23 protein-coding genes are annotated in these 20,379 nt (G+C 39.0%); 14 read left to right on the top strand and 9 right to left on the bottom strand.

Annotation, left to right across the window (positions count from 1 at the left end; translation table 11 throughout):
- Positions 1–64: 64 nt before the first annotated feature.
- A complete protein-coding gene (locus IPP86_10515) occupies positions 65–772 on the top strand; it encodes a hypothetical protein (GenBank protein ID MBL0138948.1) in 708 nt (235 codons plus the stop codon).
- Between the two features lie 48 nt (positions 773–820).
- Here the strand turns inward: IPP86_10515 and IPP86_10510 are convergent, their stop codons facing one another.
- Positions 821–1,255 carry an Hsp20/alpha crystallin family protein gene (locus IPP86_10510; GenBank protein ID MBL0138947.1) on the bottom strand — a complete coding sequence of 145 codons (435 nt, stop codon included), beginning with the start codon at positions 1,253–1,255 and terminating at the stop codon, positions 821–823.
- A gap of 321 nt (positions 1,256–1,576) precedes the next feature.
- A complete protein-coding gene (locus IPP86_10505) occupies positions 1,577–2,431 on the bottom strand; it encodes a universal stress protein (protein ID MBL0138946.1) in 855 nt (284 codons plus the stop codon).
- Positions 2,432–2,668: 237 nt separating this feature from the next.
- Here IPP86_10505 and IPP86_10500 point away from each other — a divergent pair, with 237 nt between their 5' ends.
- The 5 genes from IPP86_10500 (at position 2,669) to IPP86_10480 (ending at position 5,664) form a co-directional block, all read left to right on the top strand.
- Entirely contained in the window at positions 2,669–3,490 is an 822-nt protein-coding gene (locus IPP86_10500; protein ID MBL0138945.1) for a universal stress protein, read from the top strand.
- 193 nt (positions 3,491–3,683) lie between these two features.
- Positions 3,684–3,908: a YtxH domain-containing protein gene (locus IPP86_10495; protein MBL0138944.1), complete on the top strand. Its 225-nt coding sequence runs from the start codon at positions 3,684–3,686 to the stop codon at positions 3,906–3,908.
- An 11-nt stretch (positions 3,909–3,919) separates the two neighbouring features.
- Complete coding sequence (locus IPP86_10490) at positions 3,920–4,279, top strand: phage holin family protein (GenBank protein ID MBL0138943.1); 360 nt, start codon at positions 3,920–3,922, stop codon at positions 4,277–4,279.
- Entirely contained in the window at positions 4,266–4,643 is a 378-nt protein-coding gene (locus tag IPP86_10485; GenBank protein MBL0138942.1) for a hypothetical protein, read from the top strand. Before IPP86_10490 ends, IPP86_10485 begins: the two co-directional genes overlap by 14 nt.
- Positions 4,644–4,647: 4 nt before the next feature.
- Entirely contained in the window at positions 4,648–5,664 is a 1,017-nt protein-coding gene (locus tag IPP86_10480) for a hypothetical protein (protein MBL0138941.1), read from the top strand.
- A gap of 123 nt (positions 5,665–5,787) precedes the next feature.
- On the opposite strand, the gene IPP86_10475 is transcribed toward IPP86_10480, so the two are convergent.
- Positions 5,788–5,991, bottom strand: a complete 204-nt coding sequence (locus IPP86_10475) for a DUF2892 domain-containing protein (GenBank protein MBL0138940.1) — start codon at positions 5,989–5,991, stop codon at positions 5,788–5,790.
- Between the two features lie 134 nt (positions 5,992–6,125).
- Positions 6,126–7,385 (bottom strand): divalent metal cation transporter, encoded by a 1,260-nt coding sequence (locus tag IPP86_10470; GenBank protein ID MBL0138939.1) that lies wholly within the window; start codon positions 7,383–7,385, stop codon positions 6,126–6,128.
- Between the two features lie 181 nt (positions 7,386–7,566).
- Here IPP86_10470 and IPP86_10465 point away from each other — a divergent pair, with 181 nt between their 5' ends.
- The 4 genes from IPP86_10465 to IPP86_10450 all read left to right on the top strand — a co-directional run bounded on the left by IPP86_10465 (position 7,567) and on the right by IPP86_10450 (position 10,888).
- Positions 7,567–8,379, top strand: a complete 813-nt coding sequence (locus IPP86_10465) for an ABC transporter permease (protein ID MBL0138938.1) — start codon at positions 7,567–7,569, stop codon at positions 8,377–8,379.
- Entirely contained in the window at positions 8,380–9,165 is a 786-nt protein-coding gene (locus tag IPP86_10460; protein ID MBL0138937.1) for an ATP-binding cassette domain-containing protein, read from the top strand.
- A gap of 76 nt (positions 9,166–9,241) precedes the next feature.
- A complete protein-coding gene (locus IPP86_10455; GenBank protein ID MBL0138936.1) occupies positions 9,242–10,210 on the top strand; it encodes an MCE family protein in 969 nt (322 codons plus the stop codon).
- A gap of 126 nt (positions 10,211–10,336) precedes the next feature.
- A complete protein-coding gene (locus tag IPP86_10450) occupies positions 10,337–10,888 on the top strand; it encodes a hypothetical protein (protein ID MBL0138935.1) in 552 nt (183 codons plus the stop codon).
- An 85-nt stretch (positions 10,889–10,973) separates the two neighbouring features.
- On the opposite strand, the gene IPP86_10445 is transcribed toward IPP86_10450, so the two are convergent.
- The 3 genes from IPP86_10445 to IPP86_10435 all read right to left on the bottom strand — a co-directional run bounded on the left by IPP86_10445 (position 10,974) and on the right by IPP86_10435 (position 14,317).
- Complete coding sequence (locus IPP86_10445) at positions 10,974–12,173, bottom strand: serine hydrolase (protein MBL0138934.1); 1,200 nt, start codon at positions 12,171–12,173, stop codon at positions 10,974–10,976.
- 103 nt (positions 12,174–12,276) lie between these two features.
- On the bottom strand, positions 12,277–13,116 hold the full coding sequence (locus IPP86_10440; GenBank protein MBL0138933.1) for a universal stress protein: 840 nt from the start codon (positions 13,114–13,116) through the stop codon (positions 12,277–12,279).
- Between the two features lie 112 nt (positions 13,117–13,228).
- Positions 13,229–14,317 carry a hypothetical protein gene (locus IPP86_10435; GenBank protein ID MBL0138932.1) on the bottom strand — a complete coding sequence of 363 codons (1,089 nt, stop codon included), beginning with the start codon at positions 14,315–14,317 and terminating at the stop codon, positions 13,229–13,231.
- A gap of 257 nt (positions 14,318–14,574) precedes the next feature.
- On the opposite strand from IPP86_10435, the gene IPP86_10430 reads away from it, so the two are divergent.
- Positions 14,575–15,348 carry a hypothetical protein gene (locus IPP86_10430; protein ID MBL0138931.1) on the top strand — a complete coding sequence of 258 codons (774 nt, stop codon included), beginning with the start codon at positions 14,575–14,577 and terminating at the stop codon, positions 15,346–15,348.
- Positions 15,349–15,357: 9 nt separating this feature from the next.
- The gene (locus IPP86_10425; GenBank protein ID MBL0138930.1) at positions 15,358–16,413 is read left to right on the top strand and encodes a c-type cytochrome; all 1,056 of its coding nucleotides are present in this window, start codon (positions 15,358–15,360) and stop codon (positions 16,411–16,413) included.
- Between the two features lie 129 nt (positions 16,414–16,542).
- Here IPP86_10425 and IPP86_10420 read toward each other — a convergent pair whose 3' ends face one another.
- Positions 16,543–16,983, bottom strand: a complete 441-nt coding sequence (locus tag IPP86_10420; protein ID MBL0138929.1) for a hypothetical protein — start codon at positions 16,981–16,983, stop codon at positions 16,543–16,545.
- A 263-nt stretch (positions 16,984–17,246) separates the two neighbouring features.
- Here IPP86_10420 and IPP86_10415 point away from each other — a divergent pair, with 263 nt between their 5' ends.
- Positions 17,247–17,954 carry a phosphatase PAP2 family protein gene (locus IPP86_10415; protein ID MBL0138928.1) on the top strand — a complete coding sequence of 236 codons (708 nt, stop codon included), beginning with the start codon at positions 17,247–17,249 and terminating at the stop codon, positions 17,952–17,954.
- Positions 17,955–17,990: 36 nt separating this feature from the next.
- Here IPP86_10415 and IPP86_10410 read toward each other — a convergent pair whose 3' ends face one another.
- Entirely contained in the window at positions 17,991–19,013 is a 1,023-nt protein-coding gene (locus IPP86_10410; GenBank protein MBL0138927.1) for a serine hydrolase, read from the bottom strand.
- 529 nt (positions 19,014–19,542) lie between these two features.
- Here IPP86_10410 and IPP86_10405 point away from each other — a divergent pair.
- Positions 19,543–20,379 carry a hypothetical protein gene (locus IPP86_10405; protein MBL0138926.1) on the top strand — a complete coding sequence of 279 codons (837 nt, stop codon included), beginning with the start codon at positions 19,543–19,545 and terminating at the stop codon, positions 20,377–20,379.

Here is a 20,379-nt window from a genome sequence, read left to right as displayed (position 1 = left end):
ATAATCTATTTTCAAAGTACAGAATTAAGTGTAAATGAAATTTATCCGGCAAAACTTTATCTGAATGAAAATACAATTACTACTTCTGACCTGGATATTTCTACTCCTGAATACCTTGGGTAAATGTCAGGGTATCGATCCTGGTGATGTTGGAAAAATCAGGGCTGAATTTCGCCTCGGCGCCGGTGGTGGAACGGAAAATCATCCGGTATTTGAATCCACGAATGGAACCACAATCAATATCAGTGCAGGTGGAGGATTGGCGGTTGGATTAAACCTTGGTTACAGGCTTTACGATCCTTTTGAACTCAGTTCGGAATTCATGTATCAAATCAGCGTTTTGGATCAACCCGTGTCTAATGCGAGTGGAAAATTTCATCGCTTTGTCGTTGCCCCTACTGCAAAATACCTGATCTTTTTAAAGAAAAGTATCCGAAGGATCAGTATAAACGTTGGTGCAGGATATGGATTTTATTCAGCCGGACGAATGGATATAGATGGAAGCAGAATCTCCGGAAGTGCTCACAATATTTATGATTACAAAAATTCATCCGGACCGCACGGTTGTATAGAGTTTGAATTGTGCAACCGAAAAAAGATGTCATTTATCGGTGGCATCAAATATTACAATGTAAAATACTCTATCGAAAAAGTACAAAGTGACGGATACAATATTCCACTTAACATTATTCCAGCTGATATAATGGATGAGATAGCGAAAATAGATGGATCAGGTTTGGATATGTACGCTGGAATCTCCTACCTGTTTTAAAAGAAAAGGAGGTTCGGATGAACCGAACCTCCATTCAGCACAAAAAGCTTACATCACAGCAATTTCTTTTGCTTTGGATACGTGCAACGCTTTTTTCGCAAGATTAAGGCGAAGCACACCATCAACATATTGCGCTTTGATGTCGCTTTCGATGACATTTTCAGGAAGGGTAAAAGAACGCAGGAAAGAAGAATAATTGAATTCCTTTCGGGTGAAATTCTTTTCCTTTTCTTCTTTTTCTAATTTAGTTTCTGCCGAAATTGTTAAAATCCCATCTTCAATTTTGATTTTAAAATCTTCCTTTTTCAGTCCGGGAGCAGCAACTTCAATTTGATAAAACTTCTCGTTATCGAGAACATTTACAGGAGGTAACCATTCTTTACGAAGAATGGTATCAAAATTCAAATTCTCTGTGTCAAAGAAATCAGAAAGCAGAGAACGGTAGGCAGGCATGTCAACAAGACTTTTTTTAATGAGTGTCATGGCCTTTGGTTTTTGTATTATTAACGATTACTAAAATAACAATACAAATTTACCATGAACGAGTTCCAGACACCAATGACAGCAATCACTTCGTTTCCTGTGATAAAACAAAAAAAACAAATGGCAATGATATTTGTTATTTAAGACTATTTTTTTTTGAAATTAATGAAGTAAAAAAAACGCCTCCTCTTCTCTCATTAAAATAATCCCAACCCGAAACGGGATTATGTTAAGCCAGCTAAATAAAATTGTAAAATAAATCTTTGGTAAGAAAAAGAAAATTATCTGAATGCAAAATAATCTCTGAAAAAATGTACTTAATCAAACTGCTTCCATAATTGGTCGATCTTCGTGCTTCAGCGCTAGTAATGGAATTTTTGTCTGGTGCGACATCAGATTTGTCATGCTGCTATGAAACATAGTAAACGGAAAATGAACCGGGTGTGTAAACATAACAAGGATGTCCGCCGGCTTCTTTGAAAGAAAATATTCTATTCCCTTTGCAACTTTTGTGTTTTTAGAAATATATCCGGATAAAGACGGGTATTTAACCATCTTCCTGATTTTAGCGGTCATTTTTTCAACAGCTTCTTCCGCATGAAGTATGTGTTTATCATCCACAAAAAGAAATATTATTTCCGCTTTGAATTTTGACGCAAACGGTGTAATCATCATTGCGGCTTTGATGTTATCTTCATGAAGATCGGTAGAAAAAACAATTTTCTTAATAGATGAATACTCCGCATTTTTTGGAATGCAAAGTACCGGGCAATGTGCATCACGAATCACCCGTGCGGTGGTACTTCCTATCAACATTCTTTCCAGTTTGGATGATCCGGTTGTACCAAGGATGATCATATCAGCATTAAGTTCCTGAGCGAGATCAACAATTTTTTCATGAGACAATCCTTGCACTACGCGGATTTCAAAGCTTAGCTTTTTAAATTCCTTTGACAACTTCTTCATTAAAGTGTTCAATTTCTTTTCCGCAGATAATCTCAACTGATCATCGGCATACTGAACAGCCGTCATCACGACCTCCGAATACATTACTGTTGAATCAAATGTATGGACAAGGATAATTCGGGAATTGAATTCACCAGCTAAACCACATGCATAACGAATAGCATTCGTGGCTGATAATGAAAAATCAGTGGGGCAAATGATTAGTTTCATGATCTTGAATTTAAATTATAAAATTAAACAGGATAATCGGGAAAAACAATGACGAAGGTCCAAATCAGGAGAACGAATGTCATCTACTGCCAACTTTTCTTGCTTCACAACTATAGAAATTTTCCAAATGTTTTGAATGAAACAGTCGGATGTAATAATACGAATTGAAGTCAACTGACGCATGTCATTCAATACCAGCTATTGTTGCAGTACCTTTCAGATACATATTTAATGATTATGAAAACAATTTTAGTACCTGTTGATTTTTCAGAAAGTTCATTTAATGCGGCTTTGTATGCGATCGACCTGGCAAAAGCAGGAAACGCGATTGTTCATTTGTTGAATGTGTATCACATTCCAAATCCATTGAAGTCTCTTCCTCTTGAGATAATCATTACTCCTGATGAATTGAAAGAGAATTCGGATTCCATGCTTAAACAGATGACCAGCAGGCTCAGAGAACTACGACCAGAATGCGGTCCTGTCACCTTTATATCTCAAAATGGTTTCACTTTACAGGAAATTAACCATTACTCAAATTTTATTCATGCCGACCTTATCGTAATGGGAATGCGAGGAGTAGGGAAAATCAGGGAAAAGATTCTTGGAAGCATTACCACAGGAATGATCAATCAGTCAGCAATTCCAATGTTGGTGATACCTGAAAATGCTCCATTTCGTATTCCCAAAAAGATCCTTTTGGCAAGCGATGGTTCAGCTATTCATTCGCAGTCGCATTTGAAAGTTCTCTTCCAGATGGCAAATCAATTTAACAGTTGTATAGACATTCTAACTGTTCTGACAAAAGAGAATATTCACAAACGGGAATCAATTATCGATCAGCTGGAAAGAAGTTTTATCAATACCAACCACCAGTATCATTTCAAAGAAATGACGAATGTGGGAGATGCTATTAATGATTTTATCGCCAAAACTGAAAGCGACATTCTTGTAATGCTACCCAGGAAACATAATTTCCTGGAGTATCTTTTTGAAAGAAGTCATACCCGGTCTCTCGCATTTCATACACACATACCATTGCTGACTTTACCGGATTGAAAGTAATATCTCAGTTTGGAGTAAGGGTTGTTAAAAATGTCATATCTTAGAGAAATGGATGTTCTCAAGTTAATCAAATATTTTCTTCTGTATCTGATTGAATGCAAATTCTCATAATGTTAAATGATAGGCGTCATGACCTTAATTCATGAAAATGGAGTATTTTTGTAGAAGAATCTTAAAATTCACTGTCATGAAAAACACTTCAAAAATATTGTTAGCATTGGTTGGAGGAGTTGCACTAGGAGCTGCTATTGGTGTATTGCTCGCACCTGATAAAGGAAGTGAAACAAGAAAAAAGATCAAAGATACAGCTCGGGATCTGGGTGACAAGGCTAAAGACAAATTTCGCCAAACGATGAAAACAGCTTCTGATATGAAATCAAGAGTGGAAGCTGAAGCCGAAGAATTAATCTGAATTCGCAGCTTATGTTAAACGAGGAAAAGCAGGAAATTGAAGAACTTGTTGATAGCGCGAAAGAGTATATAGAAACGCGTAGTGAAATCAGCAAGCTAAAAGCGATAGACAAGGGAAGTAAAATGGCCGGAAGTATGGCCTCCGGAATTATACTAATGGTGTTGTTCTTCGCCATTCTTGCCTTCGTCAGCATTGCTGTTGCTTTTGCTCTTTCAGAATGGATCGGAAGAGCATTTTCCGGATTTTTGATTGTGGCGGGATTTTATCTCCTTGTCTTCGTTTTGCTTGCGTTGAATAAAGAACGTTGGATTGAAAATCCAGTAACGAATTCTATTATCCGGAATTTTTTCAAGGACCATGAAAAAGATTGAGACACGCGAACAGCTACAGGCAGAGATTTCCCGTCTTGAAACTCTGGCAAAAAACCAGGAGGAAGATTTACGCAAGCAATTGCGTGAGGTAAGAAATCAATTCCGTCCGGAAAACATGGCGATAAATGCCTTGGCATCGATTACCGGAATAAAAATTAACAAAAACGAATTTCTGAAAAACGGAATCGCGGTTGGATTGTCTCTCGTGCTTCAACGTTTTATTTTCAAAACAGAAACCAATCTGGAACGCAAGATTTATTCCTGGGTTGATGAATTGTTCGACAAAGTAAAATCAATCATCAACAAATTCAGCAAAACCGGGGCTGTTGGTTCTGAACGTATTGAAAAGGAAGAACAGAACTGACAGTATGAAATTGGTTTTTCAATCCCTTTTGGTAGGGATATTTCTATCTATCTTTTTGCAATCACAGGTTTTCGCATGTGAGATGTGTGGTTGTTTTATGGGTATCACTCCATACGACAATCAAAGTACCATCGGCGTTGTATACAAATACAAAAGCTACAGCGGATATCCGGGCCAGAGCGAGCCAAGAAGTTTATTTCCCGATGGATCTCTTCGTGTTGGTCAACCAGGAACAAGCATAGATCATGCAGGACATACGGGAATCAGCAGTAATTCCACGAAAGATTTTGAAATTTACAGGAGTGTTGAAATCAGGGGAAAATACTTTATCCATCGCCGTATTGAACTAAACGCCGTTCTCCCCTATCTGATGAACAGCCATCGATCAGGAAGCACTTCAATGAAAATAAGTGGTACCGGAGATCTTAATTTGTTCGCGGGATACCATGCAATTCAAAGAATGGATGACCACTTGATTCAACAGCGTTTAATTACAGGTTTGGGAATAAAATTAGAGACCGGTTCATCTACAATCACCAATGAGGAATCGCAACGCATACACTTAATGATGCAACCCGGAACAGGTAGTACCGATTATTTCACTTATTTAAATTACATAGCCGGCTATAAAAATGCAGGATTAAGTATTTACGGAATGTATAAGCTGAACAACAGCAATTCCTTTGGTGAAAAAATCGGAAACTCAATTTCTTCACAAGCAAACATATTTTACAAAATCAAAAAAGGGAATTGGATTTTAATTCCTGCCATTCAAACTTATTTCGAACATAGTGGTGGTGAGTATATTTCTAACCTATACCAGGAAGGAACAAAAGTGCAGGAAATAATGAGTGGTGCCGGACTTGATGTTTATTTCAAAAACATAGGTCTGAACATGTTATTCCAAATACCAGTCTCTGAAGAAACAAGTCAGAATGAACTTCGCAGTAGTTGCAGAATCGTACTTGGACTTACTTATAATTTTTCACAAATGTCTTTTCTTTTTGGAAAAGATGAATAAAAGCATTCCTTATCCGCTACCCAAAAAGCAACAATACAGCATACTCATTCTCAGAATTGCTTCAGAGATAGTAGCCACCTTATTTTTCAGAAGAAATTAATACTGAATTATCCGGAGAAGGAACTACTCTTTCTTTTTTGTACTCAAACCGAAGAGGGTGTACAGGGGACAAAAGGACACAAAACTTGTCAGCAGAAATACAACTGCTAATACTAACAGGACAATAGCAAGAGTTCCTGTAATTGTACCGGCGGCATATAAACCTGCAACGATTAATGCAATGATTACGCGAATCGCGCGATCGGCAGTACCCATGTTCTTTTTCATAGAAAATATTTTTTTGTGATCCAAAGTTATCACGTGGCAACGATCTGAATTGTGACAATTATCACCAAGCTGGCAATAAAATTCAGAGAATTTTCAGGATTTGATCGGGAAATTAAATGTAAGGCGGATCTTTTTTATCCTGCAAATTGGAAATAAAGTAATGTTACCGCAGCGGTAGTCATAATAATCAGGGTAATGGCACCGAGAATATTTGAGCGTTTTGTATTGGTAAACTCACCCATGATTTTCTTATTATTACAAATATGCAGAATCATTGCAATCAGGACTGGTGCAGTAATTCCATAAAGGATCGCGGTGTAGATTAAGGATTGAACCGGGCTGATTCCAATAAAATTAATGGACAAGGCAACCAGCAACGATATGATGATCACCATGTAGAACCCTTTCGCTTCATGAAATTTTTTATTGAGCCCTTCTTCCCATCCGAAAGATTCAGAAATAATATAAGATAATGAGCCTGCCAAAACCGGAATGGCCAGAAAACCTGTACCCAGCATTCCGAGTGCAAAAAGCAGGTAAGTCAATTTTCCTGCAAGTGGTCTCAAAGCAAGCGCTGCCTGATCAACGGTATCAATTTGATGAATCCCTCCTGAATACAAAATCACACCGGAAGTCAGAATAATAAAGTACATCACAACATTAGAAAACAACATTCCGAAATCGATGTCCAATCTCATGTCAGAGAGGATTTTTTTATCCACAATTATTTTTTTTTGTAAAACCTCCTCCACTTCCATGCTCGCCTGCCAGAAAAAACAATAGGGTGAAATTGTTGTCCCAAGAATTCCTACGAGAATTCCAATGAATTCCTTATTCATGTGAATCTCCGGAATCACCGTACTTCGAAGTATCACCTTCCAGTCAAGATCCGATAAAAACGGGACAATCACATAACACAACAGAGTGAGGCAAAGCCATTTCATAACCCTCGCTATTTTGCGGTAGGGCAAATAAATAATCATCGCCATTAAAAAAATTGTAAAGAAAAGAGAGAATATTCCGGCATGAACGGAAGGAATCAGCAAGTTCATCACCGCACCCATTCCTGCTATATCCGCACCAATATTCAGCGTTATGGCCGGGAAGCTAAAGATGATCATAAGATACACGATCATTCTTGGATAATTCCTTTTCAGCGTACCTGCAAGTCCATGGCTTGTGACCAATCCGATTCTAGCGCACATTTCCTGAACAGAAGAAACCATTGGGAAAACCATCCAGGCTGTCCACAGCGTGGACAAACCAAAAGCGGCCCCGGCTTGTGAATAGGTCGCAATTCCGGAAGGATCGTCGTCGCTGGCACCTGTGATCAGGCCCGGTCCAAGGACAGAAAGGAATTTACTTTTAACGCTTTTGCCTGATTTTTCACTCATTTTATAACATTCAATTTTCAGGCTCTGGATTTGCCTCAAATTAAATGCCACACAACAATACAAAAATTTAATGCTATTCCGGAAAATCAGACAATATGATTATCCTCAGAAAGAACGGTGATACCTCTCATTAGGAGTATCAGGATTAAACCGTATTTTTGGATATAATACTTTTAAGAGTATGCCTCATAAGAATGCATCTGTTTCACCCAAAGACCCATTTTCTATATTCCCGGTGAAGGTAAAAGCATTTTTTAAGGAAGCCGGTGATATCAGCGCATTTGCTGCGCGTTTTTTCAGAGAAGTATTATTTCCTCCATATGAATTCAAAGAGATTATCCGACAATGTTACCAAATCGGGAACAAATCTCTTGGATTGGTTGGAGTAACCACTTTCATCATTGGGCTGGTTCTCGCTTTGCAATCCAGGCCAACACTTGTTGAATTTGGTGCCGAGTCATGGCTACCGGCAATGGTCGGAATTTCGATCATTCGTGAAATAGGACCAGTAATCACAGCTCTGATTTGTGCCGGAAAAATTGGTTCCAGTATCGGAGCGGAACTGGGTTCAATGAGAGTTACCGAACAAATCGACGCGATGGAAGTGTCGGGAACAAATCCATTCAAATACATCGTCTCCAGCAGAATTATCGCTACAACATTGATGATACCTGTATTGGTCATCATTGGTGATGCCATAGCCTTGTACGGAGCATTCCTTGCTGTTAAGATGAAAGGCGCTGTTAGTTTCACACTATACTTTCATCAGATATTTGAATCTCTTGAATATTCGGATGTGATGCCATCATTCATCAAATCCTTTTTCTTCGGATTTGCTATCGGACTGATTGGATGTTTCAAAGGTTATTTTTCAAGGAAAGGAACAGAGGGCGTGGGTAAATCAGCTAACTCCGCAGTGGTTGTGGCCTCTTTGCTCATTTTTATCATTGATTTAATTGCCGTTCAAATTACAGAATTCTTAGGGCTGATCTAAATGACTGTAGAGAACAACATAAACACCTTATTAGAAGCCAAGGCGAGCCATGTGATACAGGAACCGATTATAAAGATCAGTCACCTGGTAAAATCCTTCGGGGAAAACGAAGTTTTAAAAGATTTTAATCTCACCTTACATAAGGGGGAAAATGTGGTTGTATTGGGACGTTCCGGATGTGGTAAATCTGTTTTAATAAAATGTATAGTAGGCCTTTTAAAATACGAAGGTGGCTCCATTCAGGTTTATGGAGGTGAGGTAAATAAACTCAATCAAAAGCAGCTGGATGAACTGCGGGCCAAGATTGGATTTGTTTTTCAGAGCAGTGCCTTGTACGACAGTATGACTGTAGGCGAAAATCTTGAATTTGCATTGCGAAGACATGGAAAAAAACTGAGCAAGCCGGAAATTCACGATCTTGTCAAAGAAACTCTGGATAACGTTGGACTGTATCATGCATTAAACCTCATGCCTTCGGAATTATCAGGTGGAATGAGAAAAAGAATCGGACTGGCCAGATCCCTGGTATTAAAACCAGAAATCATGTTGTATGATGAACCGACAACCGGACTGGATCCAATTACAGCCAAGGAAATCAGCAACCTCATGTTGAGTATGCAACTGAAATACCATACCTCATCCATCATCATTTCACATGATATGAATTGCGCGAGGATGACCGCGGACAGGATGGCGGTAATGATCGATGGAATCTGTTACGCGGAGGGAACATTTGATGAATTGTATAAAAATACCGACCTGAGAGTGAAGGCATTTTTTGAATAAGTCGGAACAAAATACATTACACTACAGTAAATAATGAACAGGAAATCATTGGACAAAATTTAAGGTGCAGTTTTTTATGGAGAAAGAAACCTCTAATCGTATTCGACTCGGTCTTTTCGTTATCAGCGGATTAATCCTGCTGATTATCGGATTGTACCTGATCGGAAGCAACAGAAATTTATTCGGTAAAAACATAATCGTGCATTCAGTTTTTTACAATATCAGCGGATTACAAATCGGAAACAATGTTCGTTTCGGGGGGATTGATGTCGGAACAGTAGACAAAATGGAAATCATCAACGATACTTCCGTAAGGGTAACCATGAGTGTACAGGAAAACCTTCTAAATTTCATCCGCACGAATTCCTATACAAGTATTGGAACCGACGGATTGATGGGAAACAAACTTGTCAATATAGATCCTGGTACTCCGAATGCGCCCACTATTACAGATGGAGCCACTCTCCCCTCCATCAAAGGGATAGATACAGAACAAATGCTCAGAACATTGAACCAGACCAACGATAATGTTTCCATCATTTCCGAGGATCTGAGGATTCTGACCGGGAATATCAACAAAAGCAGAGGTACTTTGTATACTGTGCTGATGGATACCACTCTTGCATTCAGTCTGAAAAAGACACTTACAAACATTGAAGACATCAGTCAGAACCTGGAAAGTTTCACGGGTGAATTATCCTCAGTCGTGAAAGGTGTGCAGGAAGGGCATGGTACACTGGGAGGTCTGATTAATGACAGCAGCAATCTTTCCCTGAGTTTCCATCGGTCGCTGACCGAAATTGAGCAGTCGAGTATAAATCTGAACAAAATTACATCTGAACTTAACACTGCCGTTGCAAAAATCAATTCCGGTGAAGGTCCTGCAGGTACTTTATTGAACGATCCGGTAGCTGCTGAACATCTCAAAAAAACTTTGGCGAATCTGGATTCAAGTTCAGCGAATTTTAATGAAAACATGAAGGCACTTCAGAGCAACTTTCTTTTCAAAAAGTACTTCCGGAAAAAAGCCAAAGAAAATAAGTGAATCCATCGGTTAATAAGCGGCGAAAACGTCATAGAGAATCTCTTCACTTACATAGCTTTAATTTTTCATCGTATTCTTCCTGAATTTGAGATTAATTGCTAATTTTATTTCCATCAATTCCTGAACATGTCTAATCTCCGAACCATGAGCTTTGTTTCTTCAGCAGTATTTTGGGGTGTAGTAATTATATTGATCGGTTTATCGATCATACTCCGTGAAGTATTTGATATACATTTCCCTTTCCTCCGTGTATTCTTTGGAATTCTTCTCATTTATTGGGGAGTAAAAGTAATTGCAGGAGGTTTCAACAGGAGCTGGGGTAGTAACAATATTGTATTTAATGAGGCGAACATCGATGACGATGGCACCAAAAAAGAATATAATGTGGTATTTGGCAGCAGCAGAGTCGACTTGTTTAAAATGCAAATGCCTACCAGCGATCAGAAGCTTGAAATGAATGTTGTTTTCGGATCTGGCAAACTAATCATCAACGACAGCATTCCGATGCGGATAGAGATGAATGTCGTGTTTGGTAGCATACAGGCGCCAGACAGAAACAAAGCAGGATTTGGAACCTCTATTTATACAACTTCAGCCTATAAAGAAGGAATGCCGTGTGTACGACTGGAAACAAATGCGGTATTTGGAAGTTTGCAAATCCAAAGCAAGAAGTGGTAATTTAATTCCACCCCACAAATTTACTTTCTTGAAGATGTGAAGAATCGGTTTTAATTCAAGCTGGGAAAAATTGCTCTATCATTTTTTAATTAATCGCTTTGAGAATCGCTTGCCCCATGTCTTCAAGGGGAACCGAGCAATTGGATAAAATGACTACACCGGTGTGTGAGGTTTCAACAAAACCAATATAAGATGCAAAACCACCTGTGAGGCCGCCTTGCCAGACTATCTTATTTTCTTCAATTCCAAGTGGACTGATTTTCCATCCCAACGCAATTTCCTGCTGATTACCATTACTTGTATTCAGGCGGATACGAGGGTTGTGGGTAAAATCCAGAATGTCGTGAATTGGAGATTTACCGGTTGACAAATTCGCCTCCAGAAAACGCATCATATCCGCAGGAGTTGAATGAAAAGCGCCTGATGGAGCAAGGATATCATAATTCCAGTGAGCAACTTTTTTACCTGTAGCATTGTATCCATTGATAAAATGAAACTTCGCCTCTTCAGAAATGTTGATGGTAGTCTGATTCATACCGAGAGGAGAAAGCAGATTTTTTGTAACCAAATTTTCATACGAATCCTTTTCATGCAAGGCAATCGCATGACCAAGGATTGAAATTCCAAGCGGGGAATGAAGGTAATCGTAACCGACAGGCTCAAGCAGTCGGTAATTTTTTAAAAAAGAATACAAATCACTTTTTGAATAATTCACATACGGATCGTTTTTACCCATTGGAGATTTCAGGTTACTTGGATAGGCAGGTAATCCGCTGGTATGTGTCGCGAGATAGCACAATAGAATTGGCTGAGGTTTTTCCGATGCATCGGGCAGGCAAACATAGGGTGTAAATTTCTTCGTGCCTTCCTGCCCTACTCCATATGGATTTTCAGGATCCTTCATCGGGCTACAGACTATTTTTTGATAAACCGGAGCAGGTACATCAACAGGCAGATAGTTCTGTAATTGATCATCCAGACCAATGTTCCCTTTCACTGTCAAAGCGGCAAATGTTATAGCTGTGAATGATTCTGTAATCGGGCCAATTTCGAATACGGTAGATGAATCAGCACGTTCACGTGTACCAGGGTCGTTGATCCCATAATAAAAATAATCCTTCTGACCTTTGTTGTAAATAACAATGGCAAAACCTATTCCATCCGTTTTCTTCAAATGCTCTCCGGCAATTCCGTCAATTTTTTCGCGTAAAGAGGCCAGGTCCTGGGCCTGACTGAAGCTGCAGAAGCAAACTGAAACCAGCAGGATTGAAAATAGTTTTTTCATTGGGAAAGAATTTGAGAAGAAAATTACCTTTTGAGATCGGGATATCAAAACGATCGGTGCAATATCTTCTGAGATGATTACAATACTTTCAGGAACCAGATACTCACAAAGGCTCGTTGGTTTTGAAAGCGATTAGCGGAATATGGGTATGGTAAGCCATTTTCCTGGTGATGGACCGGTTGAACATTTTTTGTACAAAAGAACGTTTGTGCATGGTCATGGCGACCAGGTCAGCGTTTACTTCATCCAGATATTTATTCAGGCCTTCGTATACACTTTTGTTTTCGAGAAGGTGGAATGAAATTTTATCGTACTTACTGTCTTCGGCTATTCTCTCTTTGAAGCGTTCGATAGATTCGTATTCGTAGGTAGCTTCAATTTCACCGGAAGAAATGTGCAGAATAACAACTTCAGCGTTAAAAGGTCTGGCAAAGTCAATGATTTCCTCCACATGTTGAAAATCTCCTTCAGCGTAGCTGGTCGCATACACGATTTTACTGAAAGCAGCAACTGACGCTCCTTCCGGAACAGCAATGACAGGACAAGGGCCATTTTCCATGACGGAAGCGGTGATGGTCCCCACCAAAGCTTCACGCAATCCGGAAGCACCCTGGGTACCCATAATGATAAGATCTGCATGTTTAGTAGTAGCTGCTTCCACAATTTCATCCTCCGCATAGCCTTGAGTCACCAGTGATTCTATTTCAACGCCAGGATTTTCTGATTTGAGTTGAGAAACCAATTTTTGAATCGCTTCTTCAGAAACCTTGCGCAATTCTTCATCTGCCTGAGGAAAAACAGGAATATCAGTTGCGTAAACCGGAATTATGAAACTATGAAAAAGTACAACCTTTGAATTTTGTTTGCGACAAAATTCCATTGCAAATCGAATGGCATGCATTGCATTGCCGGAAAAATCAGTTGGCACAAGTACATTTTTCATGACTTTGAGTTTGCTAAGGTTAGAACGAATTTAAACTATGATCAGGAAATCCTAAATTCTATATATTATTCTCCAACAACCAAGTCATCCTACATTCAGATTCCTTCCTTCCTCAATATCGATTGATCAATGCAATCCGCTGGAAGGAAGTCAGCTTTCCATTTTCAACAAATACCACATCCCCGTGATTGAGCAAAACCATTTCAATTATATCATCAACAGCATCCACAATTTTACTCCTTGATCTTTCAACTTCTTTGTCAATGAGTATTGAATAACTATCATCACCAAATCGTGCTGACTGTTTGTAATCTCTTTCTACCAGTAGTAATCTTCCTTTCGCTTCAGCAGCTGCCCGCCATACTTCAGAGATCCCTGCGGAATAAGTTGTTGAATTTACCGCGATTTGCAACAGTTCGAAAGCTGAATCCTGTTCCTTTCCTTCAAAGGTATCGAAATAGGGTCTTATCCTGGTCCGGATTTCATTAAAATCAGCGTGCTCATAATTCCCCTCTACAAAACCAATGATTTTTTTGGCATTTCGTGTGTGGTGTTTCAGAAAACCGATGAGTTTAATATCTCCCATCACAATGACAGGATCGTTGGTGCCTTTGGTTTCCTGCTCAATTACATCGTCGATAAAGCGGAGATAATTGTGGATGTTTTTCTCTTCATAGGCATGAGCATCCAGATAATCCCAACCAGGAAAGCTGTGTTCATTTGAAACATCCTTTACATTATCCGGCATTCCTTCAAAGTGAACCGGTATAAGGTGAGAACCATAGCCAAAGAATGATTTCACTTTATTTTGAGAAATAATCAGAACAAGATAATTCCTGTTCATTTTTGCCGCCATCAGCAGATCCCGGATCTCGAATGAACTGTCGACGATCACTTTTTCGGTAACAGAAAATGGAAGGTGAATGACTTTTTCAATTGTATCCGAAACATAAATCGCTAAACCTTTCGATATCTCATTTGGTTTGATGGTATTCACTGCATGATGCAATTTATCCATCAGGTTTTCTGTCTTTATTCTGCTGTATTGAGTCAGCAGTTGTGCTTCCGCCTGCGACAAAAGACTGTTGAGATATTCACGATCCAATTTTGATTTAGGAGTCTGAGGATGTGATGGCAGGATAATAGATACCGCCGGAAATTCCTTGTGACCGATCAGACTTCTTTCATTGAGCGTAGGCATAATTTAATAATGTTTATTTCCGAATGCAATTCATTCATCGAAAACACCGGAATTCAAAATTGATTCCCGGTATTTAACTTATAACAAAGTTAGCGCTTCATCGAACGGTCTCCGTATGACTCCAGTCAATGCCAATGATGATGTAGGTCAGTTGCAAATTGTGAATTCAGCGAAAAAACCAGCCTGAGAGCATCACTTCTCGTCTTAAAATCCACCTAAATTTCCTATATTTGTATTCAAGCAGAAATACCCGAAAAATGTACAAAAGTATACTGATGAAGCTGACAGGAATCAGCCTGCTGGCAACCATTCTCTTTTTTTCGTCCTGTAAGAAAGACCCTGTTGATGATTCACCGGAGCCTGTTTCAACTACAGGTAGTTTACGGATCAATGTCAGTAACGAAGTGGATGGCCAACCGATTCAACTTGGTCAACAAATCTATACGAATGCAGCCGGAAATTTGTACCAGGTTGATTTGCTGAAGTACTATCTCACAAATGTTACCCTGATTAAAGCAGACAGTACGGAATACAATCTACACAATTATGACCTGATCAATGCCGCGATCGATACTACCTGTCATATATCAGCATCCGGAATTCCTAACGGCATTTATACCCGAATGCGCTTTTATCTGGGTATCGATACCGCCCGAAATCATACAGGTGCACAGGAAGGTGATCTGGATCCGATTAATGGCATGATCTGGACCTGGAATACAGGGTATATCTTTTTCAAACATGAAGGAATCTTCAGAACCACTGCCGGAAGTGATACTTCCTTGCTGTACCATTACGGCACAGATAATGTTTTGGTGACCGTTGATCTTCCATTGACTAATCTGGAGATCAATGGTAATTCACGAAAAGTATTTTTGAAATTCAACCTGAATCAGTTGTACTCCAATCCGGTTACAGTGGATTTCAATAACAACAATTACCATCAATCCACTTCGGTTGACGACAGGCCCTGGATGAGTGATCTCTTTGGTAATTTCCCGCAATCTTTTTCGATTGATCACATTGAATAAAAAAGGAAGATGAAAAAGATCCTGTTCAGTATTACTTCTTTTCTCATTATTTTTTTCGGATGCACGAAGGACAAAACCGAGGATCCGGTTGTGACCACCGGTGACGGGCATACGCATATTCACATACCAATTCCACCCGGGCTTCCGGCTATGAATATCCCTGCAGACAATCCAACGACTGTAGAGGGCATCGCATTAGGCAGGAAGCTGTTTTACGACCCTCTCCTTTCTGGTGATAACACGATGTCCTGTGCTTCCTGCCATCGGCAGTCGTATGGGTTTGCTGACAGTACGCTGCAGTACAGTATCGGCATCGATCATGTACCGGGAACAAGGAACGCCATGCCATTGTTTAACCTTGGCTATGCAAATGGATTCTTCTGGGATGGAGGAGCTGCGGATCTTGAGTCTCAGGTAATCGGCCCGATACAAAATCCGGTAGAAATGCATGAGGAACTTACGAACTGCATCTCTGAATTGAATAATAGCTCCGTTTATCCCCCTTTATTCCAGGTTGCATTCGGCACATCTACGGTTACCACACCACTTGTGATGAAGGCTATAGCACAATTTGAACGAACCATGCTTTCCGCGAATTCAAAGTATGATAAATATCAATTGGGGCAGGCTACGCTCACTGCAACTGAAACAAGAGGAATGAACCTTTTTGCCGATCCGGCAAAAGGTGATTGTAACCATTGCCATATCCTTGGAAGCACTTTTACAGATTTTGAATACAGAAATAATGGTCTGGATTCTATTTCTGCTGACAGTGGCCGGGCAAGGATAACGTTAAGAAGTACTGATATGGGGAAGTTTAAAACTCCAAGTCTTCGAAATATTGAAGTAACAGCTCCGTACATGCACGATGGTCGTTTCCAAACATTGCAGGAGGTCTTGAATCATTACAACACCGATTTTCATTACACAGCAAACCTGGATCCAAATCTGCAGGCGATTCAAAAAGGCCGGCTCAGTCAACAAGATATGGATGATATGATTGCTTTTTTGAAAACACTTACGGATTATGACTTTCTTTCCAATCCTGCTTTTGCAAAACCATAAAGTTCAGAAAAGTGAGACTATAGAAATAAAACTATTGATATTCATAAATAAAACAAGGCCTTTGAAAATTCAAAGGCCTTGTTTTATTATTCAATGAATACTGCTTCTGCTAATCGAAAAAACAAAGGATTACATTCCCGGTTTACACAACCCCGCAATCTGATGAAAGGTTTCGTGTAAAGCCGTTAATTTTGTTTTCACGTCAGCATCTGTTGCTTTCGCTACGATCATATCTCTGAGTTCACCTGATTCTTTCACCAGTTGTTGTAACTTCTCTTTGATTTCCGGCTTGTCCATTCCTTTCGGTGCTTCGGATTTGGCCCATGCTTCCGCCTTAGCTACCATTTCCCCTACTCTTTCACGGATCGGTTTAAAATCACCATCTTCCATAGGATGAAATGTGGTTGACATTACTTTATGAAAATCTGAACGTTCTTTCCAGACAATTTCTTCCTTTGCAGGTGCTACAGTTTTTTCTGTTTCTTCTTTCTTATCCTGTGCGAATGATTGCGTACTCATCACCAGACCGGCGATAGACATTGAAAGAAATAAAATATTCCCTTTTTTCATGTGTAGATTTTTTTTAGGTTAGGAGATGCAATTTTACTAAAATTATGGTGAGAATGCATGATAAAAATCACAATAAAATCCGGGGTAAAAGGCTTAATTTTTCCATCAAAATCAGAAATATTACAGAATTCAACCTCCTGCCTGAATCCCCAAAAACAAATTTCTTAATTCCTATTCTTAAAGATTAAAGTATGGCGGATCGATTGATTAAATTCCTTTTCAGACTTCGAGACCAGTTACTGGGAAGCCGAATTGCAATCAATATGCAAAGAAAATTTCCAAAATCCTGGAAATTTATCCTGGATCGTTTTTCGATTTTACATTTTCAAGGATTACCACTGAGCGCTATTGCAGTGGTTTTTATATTGAATATATTACTACTATTTAAGCTCACAGAAAAGCTGATGAACAGTCAGGGCTTAACCCTCATTGACTCACTTGTAGCCAGATTATTTTATTCAGTTCGAACGGATTTTTTAGCCAAATCAATTTTCCTTTTTACACAAATCGCGAATGAAATAACGATAGTTTGTTTAACTATGGCTCTCACAATTATTTTTATTTACTATAAGTTGTACAATTACCTTGTTCCGCTTTTGTTCACTGTTCTGGGGAGCGCAGTAACCATCGTTCTGGGGAAAAACATCTATAAGGTAAACAGGCCAGACGAATTTGCATATTATGCTGAAGGTTCCTTCTCATTCCCAAGCGGTCATTCCACCATTGCCGTCGCGTTTTACGGGTATCTTACTTATCTGTATATTCGAAGTGAACGGAGTATAAAAATGCGGTCTTATGCATTCCTTGCAGGAATATTCCTGATTTTCGGAATCGGATTCAGTCGCATTTATCTCTGCGTACATTATTTGAGCGATGTTGCAGGAGGATATTTATTGGGATTGTCCTGGCTGATTCTTGCAATTACTTACGTAGAATGGAGTGCAAGAAGAAAAAAGGAAATCACTAATTAAAGGGCACCTCTAAAAAGAACCAAGAAAATATAATTGTTAACTCGCGGGGCTAACTTTCATTCTCTGATAAACCATATTTGAAATTGAGGAGAGAATGTTATTCAGATTTTTGTATTCCAGTCCACGGGTCATCACCCCAAGCAGATAAGGATGGTCATTCACATAGAAGATACCGAATTCACTCAGATCTCCTTCGGTTGAATTTACACGATATCCAAATTTTCTTGGAACCACGACTTTCTTATCAATGTGGGTAATAAATCCTTCCTGGAAATCACTTTTTGACAAAAGTTTCAATGCGAATTCGCTGTTTTTCGGACTTAAATACCCTGCATTGTAGAGGACACGAAAAATTTTGCTGTAATCCATCACATTTAATTTGTACTCGCCAGTATCGGTAACATGAAAGGGTTTCAATTTTAAGTCTTCGAGGAACTGATCGAAATCCGCTTTATCCATATTCTTCCAGAGAAGATCATAAGCATTGTTATCAGATCTGGAAACCATACTTTCCAGCAGAGTCCGGATGGGATAGAAATGTCCTCCGGGTAATGGCGGAACATTTTGGTTGAACACTTCTTTTGGATACTCTTTGTAAAAGACACCTTTATCCATGAACCGAGGATCACGATCCGCCTGCATCAGAATACCGACCATCACTGGAACCTTGAACAAGCTGGCGAGAATATACTCTTCTTCCTGATTAATTCCAAACCAGGAAGGAGTATCCATTCTTCTGAAATAAACAGAAACATCCTGAACTCTTCCGGCAGTTTTTTCATCATTGATGAATCGGGAAATTTCATTTTTGATTGCCATCAGCGAATCATCTTCAGCGCTTATTTCTGAAAACAGAAGTGGATGAATGAGATTGAAATGTTGATTCCTGTGAAATTTAATTTCATTACAATTCACCTGGATCGGGTTGTTCGAAGTGACCTGAACGGGACGGTGTGAATTGGAAATGGTATTCACAAAATAATAACTCAGGATTGCTGTAATCACCACAGCTACCACTGTCCAAAAAACAGGAATACGTACAGTAAACAAATGATTCATTTCTTAATACACAGATTCATGAATTGCATGAATACTTTGAAATCACAAAATTCATGATTATGACCAACAGGGGTCGTGACGCAGCAGATTAATTAACGCGCAAGCTATCTAAAAATTTAGTCTGTTAAATGAAATATTCATTGTTTTTGGCTCAACGAATTCACAAAGGCGGTAAACGCATGGAGATTGTCGGTGAATTTATTTAATTACACCATAAAGAAAATGCAAACATACAATGTCACAAAAGTTAACAGATTGAGAGTCTTATCAGAGTCCAAATTTTCTTGCTCCTGAATCCAATATGGTTGAATTGTATGATTCATACATTTCCAATTGAATCACATGCTCTGCTGAATTATGAATGAACGGTTAAAATTGAATGCAGGACAATTTGATTTGAAATAACTCTAATCCGTATCCAAAAAAAGCAAATATTTGCTAATAAACTGATTATTAGAGAACTATATAATTTGACCCCTTTTCATAAATGTATTACTTTTAGCCATTAAATTATTAAATTTTTGTTGAAATGAGTTTATTTGGACAATCAGCAGGCTCGGTCCCGAAACCAGGGATGGGTGCGGTTGGGAGAATCAATAATTCCACAAACAAACGATTCATCTGGTATTTGATCCTGCTGAGTTTTGTTTGTTCATTGCCCGGATTCATCCTCCTGGGGGGAATTGGTGAGGCTTCCAAACTTTTTGTTTTATTACAATTCACTACCCTTTGCTTCGCGATTTTTCATGTTTATTATATCAATACGCGATTGGAGTGGAATGAAAACATGATCTTCCTTAAAAAATTCTCATTCACGCTTGGTGTTGTGTTGTGCAGTATGATCTTTTTTTTCCTACTGTCAAAATTCCTGATTCTGAGAAAAAACCCGGAGTATATTTCATTGTTTCTTCCCGCCTTTCTGGTATTTATTTTACCATTCTTTTTTGTCGCGACTTTTGATAAAGCAATGCAGATTCCCTCACGCAAGTATAAACTCTGGTTCTACAGTGATAATACTAAGATGCCTGATCTGGATCTTGTAGATTTTTCAAACAGTTATATTCTGAGCTTCGAGTTTCCTAAAAAATACAACGATACTTCTATTTCCAATTTCAAATTCAAAGCTCCTTTGGATATGCAATTCGGAGAACTGTTCTTCATGTATATTACCGAATACAATGACAAGAATCGGGAAAACCCAATTGAGTACCAGGATGGAATGAGCAAATCCTATGGGTGGATTTTCTATGTAAAGCCGAACGCCTGGTGGAAAACATCCAGGATTCTTGATCCGCATTTATCAGTGAAACAAAATCAGATGAAAGAACATGAAGTTATTGCTCCAAAGCGATACATTGTTGCCTAA

This window comes from Bacteroidota bacterium, from assembly GCA_016720935.1.
Lineage (GTDB): Bacteria > Bacteroidota > Bacteroidia > AKYH767-A > 2013-40CM-41-45 > JADKJP01.
The sequence above is the reverse complement of the archived record's forward strand: the minus strand, read 5'-3'. Positions and strand labels throughout refer to the sequence as shown.

What these genes read in the sequence shown, in the direction of transcription:
- IPP86_10405 (MBL0138926.1), top strand. Translation starts at nt 19,543, where the DNA reads ATGAGTTTATTTGGACAATCAGCAGGCTCGGTCCCGAAACCAGGGATG.
- IPP86_10420 (MBL0138929.1), bottom strand. Translation starts at nt 16,983, where the DNA reads ATGAAAAAAGGGAATATTTTATTTCTTTCAATGTCTATCGCCGGTCTG.
- IPP86_10515 (MBL0138948.1), top strand. Translation starts at nt 65, where the DNA reads ATGAAAATACAATTACTACTTCTGACCTGGATATTTCTACTCCTGAAT.
- IPP86_10445 (MBL0138934.1), bottom strand. Translation starts at nt 12,173, where the DNA reads ATGAAAAAACTATTTTCAATCCTGCTGGTTTCAGTTTGCTTCTGCAGC.
- IPP86_10430 (MBL0138931.1), top strand. Translation starts at nt 14,575, where the DNA reads ATGTACAAAAGTATACTGATGAAGCTGACAGGAATCAGCCTGCTGGCA.
- IPP86_10490 (MBL0138943.1), top strand. Translation starts at nt 3,920, where the DNA reads ATGTTAAACGAGGAAAAGCAGGAAATTGAAGAACTTGTTGATAGCGCG.
- IPP86_10460 (MBL0138937.1), top strand. Translation starts at nt 8,380, where the DNA reads ATGACTGTAGAGAACAACATAAACACCTTATTAGAAGCCAAGGCGAGC.
- IPP86_10485 (MBL0138942.1), top strand. Translation starts at nt 4,266, where the DNA reads ATGAAAAAGATTGAGACACGCGAACAGCTACAGGCAGAGATTTCCCGT.
- IPP86_10475 (MBL0138940.1), bottom strand. Translation starts at nt 5,991, where the DNA reads ATGAAAAAGAACATGGGTACTGCCGATCGCGCGATTCGCGTAATCATT.
- IPP86_10410 (MBL0138927.1), bottom strand. Translation starts at nt 19,013, where the DNA reads ATGAATCATTTGTTTACTGTACGTATTCCTGTTTTTTGGACAGTGGTA.
- IPP86_10495 (MBL0138944.1), top strand. Translation starts at nt 3,684, where the DNA reads ATGAAAAACACTTCAAAAATATTGTTAGCATTGGTTGGAGGAGTTGCA.
- IPP86_10470 (MBL0138939.1), bottom strand. Translation starts at nt 7,385, where the DNA reads ATGAGTGAAAAATCAGGCAAAAGCGTTAAAAGTAAATTCCTTTCTGTC.
- IPP86_10500 (MBL0138945.1), top strand. Translation starts at nt 2,669, where the DNA reads ATGAAAACAATTTTAGTACCTGTTGATTTTTCAGAAAGTTCATTTAAT.
- IPP86_10505 (MBL0138946.1), bottom strand. Translation starts at nt 2,431, where the DNA reads ATGAAACTAATCATTTGCCCCACTGATTTTTCATTATCAGCCACGAAT.
- IPP86_10440 (MBL0138933.1), bottom strand. Translation starts at nt 13,116, where the DNA reads ATGAAAAATGTACTTGTGCCAACTGATTTTTCCGGCAATGCAATGCAT.
- IPP86_10455 (MBL0138936.1), top strand. Translation starts at nt 9,242, where the DNA reads ATGGAGAAAGAAACCTCTAATCGTATTCGACTCGGTCTTTTCGTTATC.
- IPP86_10435 (MBL0138932.1), bottom strand. Translation starts at nt 14,317, where the DNA reads ATGCCTACGCTCAATGAAAGAAGTCTGATCGGTCACAAGGAATTTCCG.
- IPP86_10450 (MBL0138935.1), top strand. Translation starts at nt 10,337, where the DNA reads ATGTCTAATCTCCGAACCATGAGCTTTGTTTCTTCAGCAGTATTTTGG.
- IPP86_10415 (MBL0138928.1), top strand. Translation starts at nt 17,247, where the DNA reads ATGCAAAGAAAATTTCCAAAATCCTGGAAATTTATCCTGGATCGTTTT.
- IPP86_10465 (MBL0138938.1), top strand. Translation starts at nt 7,567, where the DNA reads ATGCCTCATAAGAATGCATCTGTTTCACCCAAAGACCCATTTTCTATA.
- IPP86_10510 (MBL0138947.1), bottom strand. Translation starts at nt 1,255, where the DNA reads ATGACACTCATTAAAAAAAGTCTTGTTGACATGCCTGCCTACCGTTCT.
- IPP86_10425 (MBL0138930.1), top strand. Translation starts at nt 15,358, where the DNA reads ATGAAAAAGATCCTGTTCAGTATTACTTCTTTTCTCATTATTTTTTTC.
- IPP86_10480 (MBL0138941.1), top strand. Translation starts at nt 4,648, where the DNA reads ATGAAATTGGTTTTTCAATCCCTTTTGGTAGGGATATTTCTATCTATC.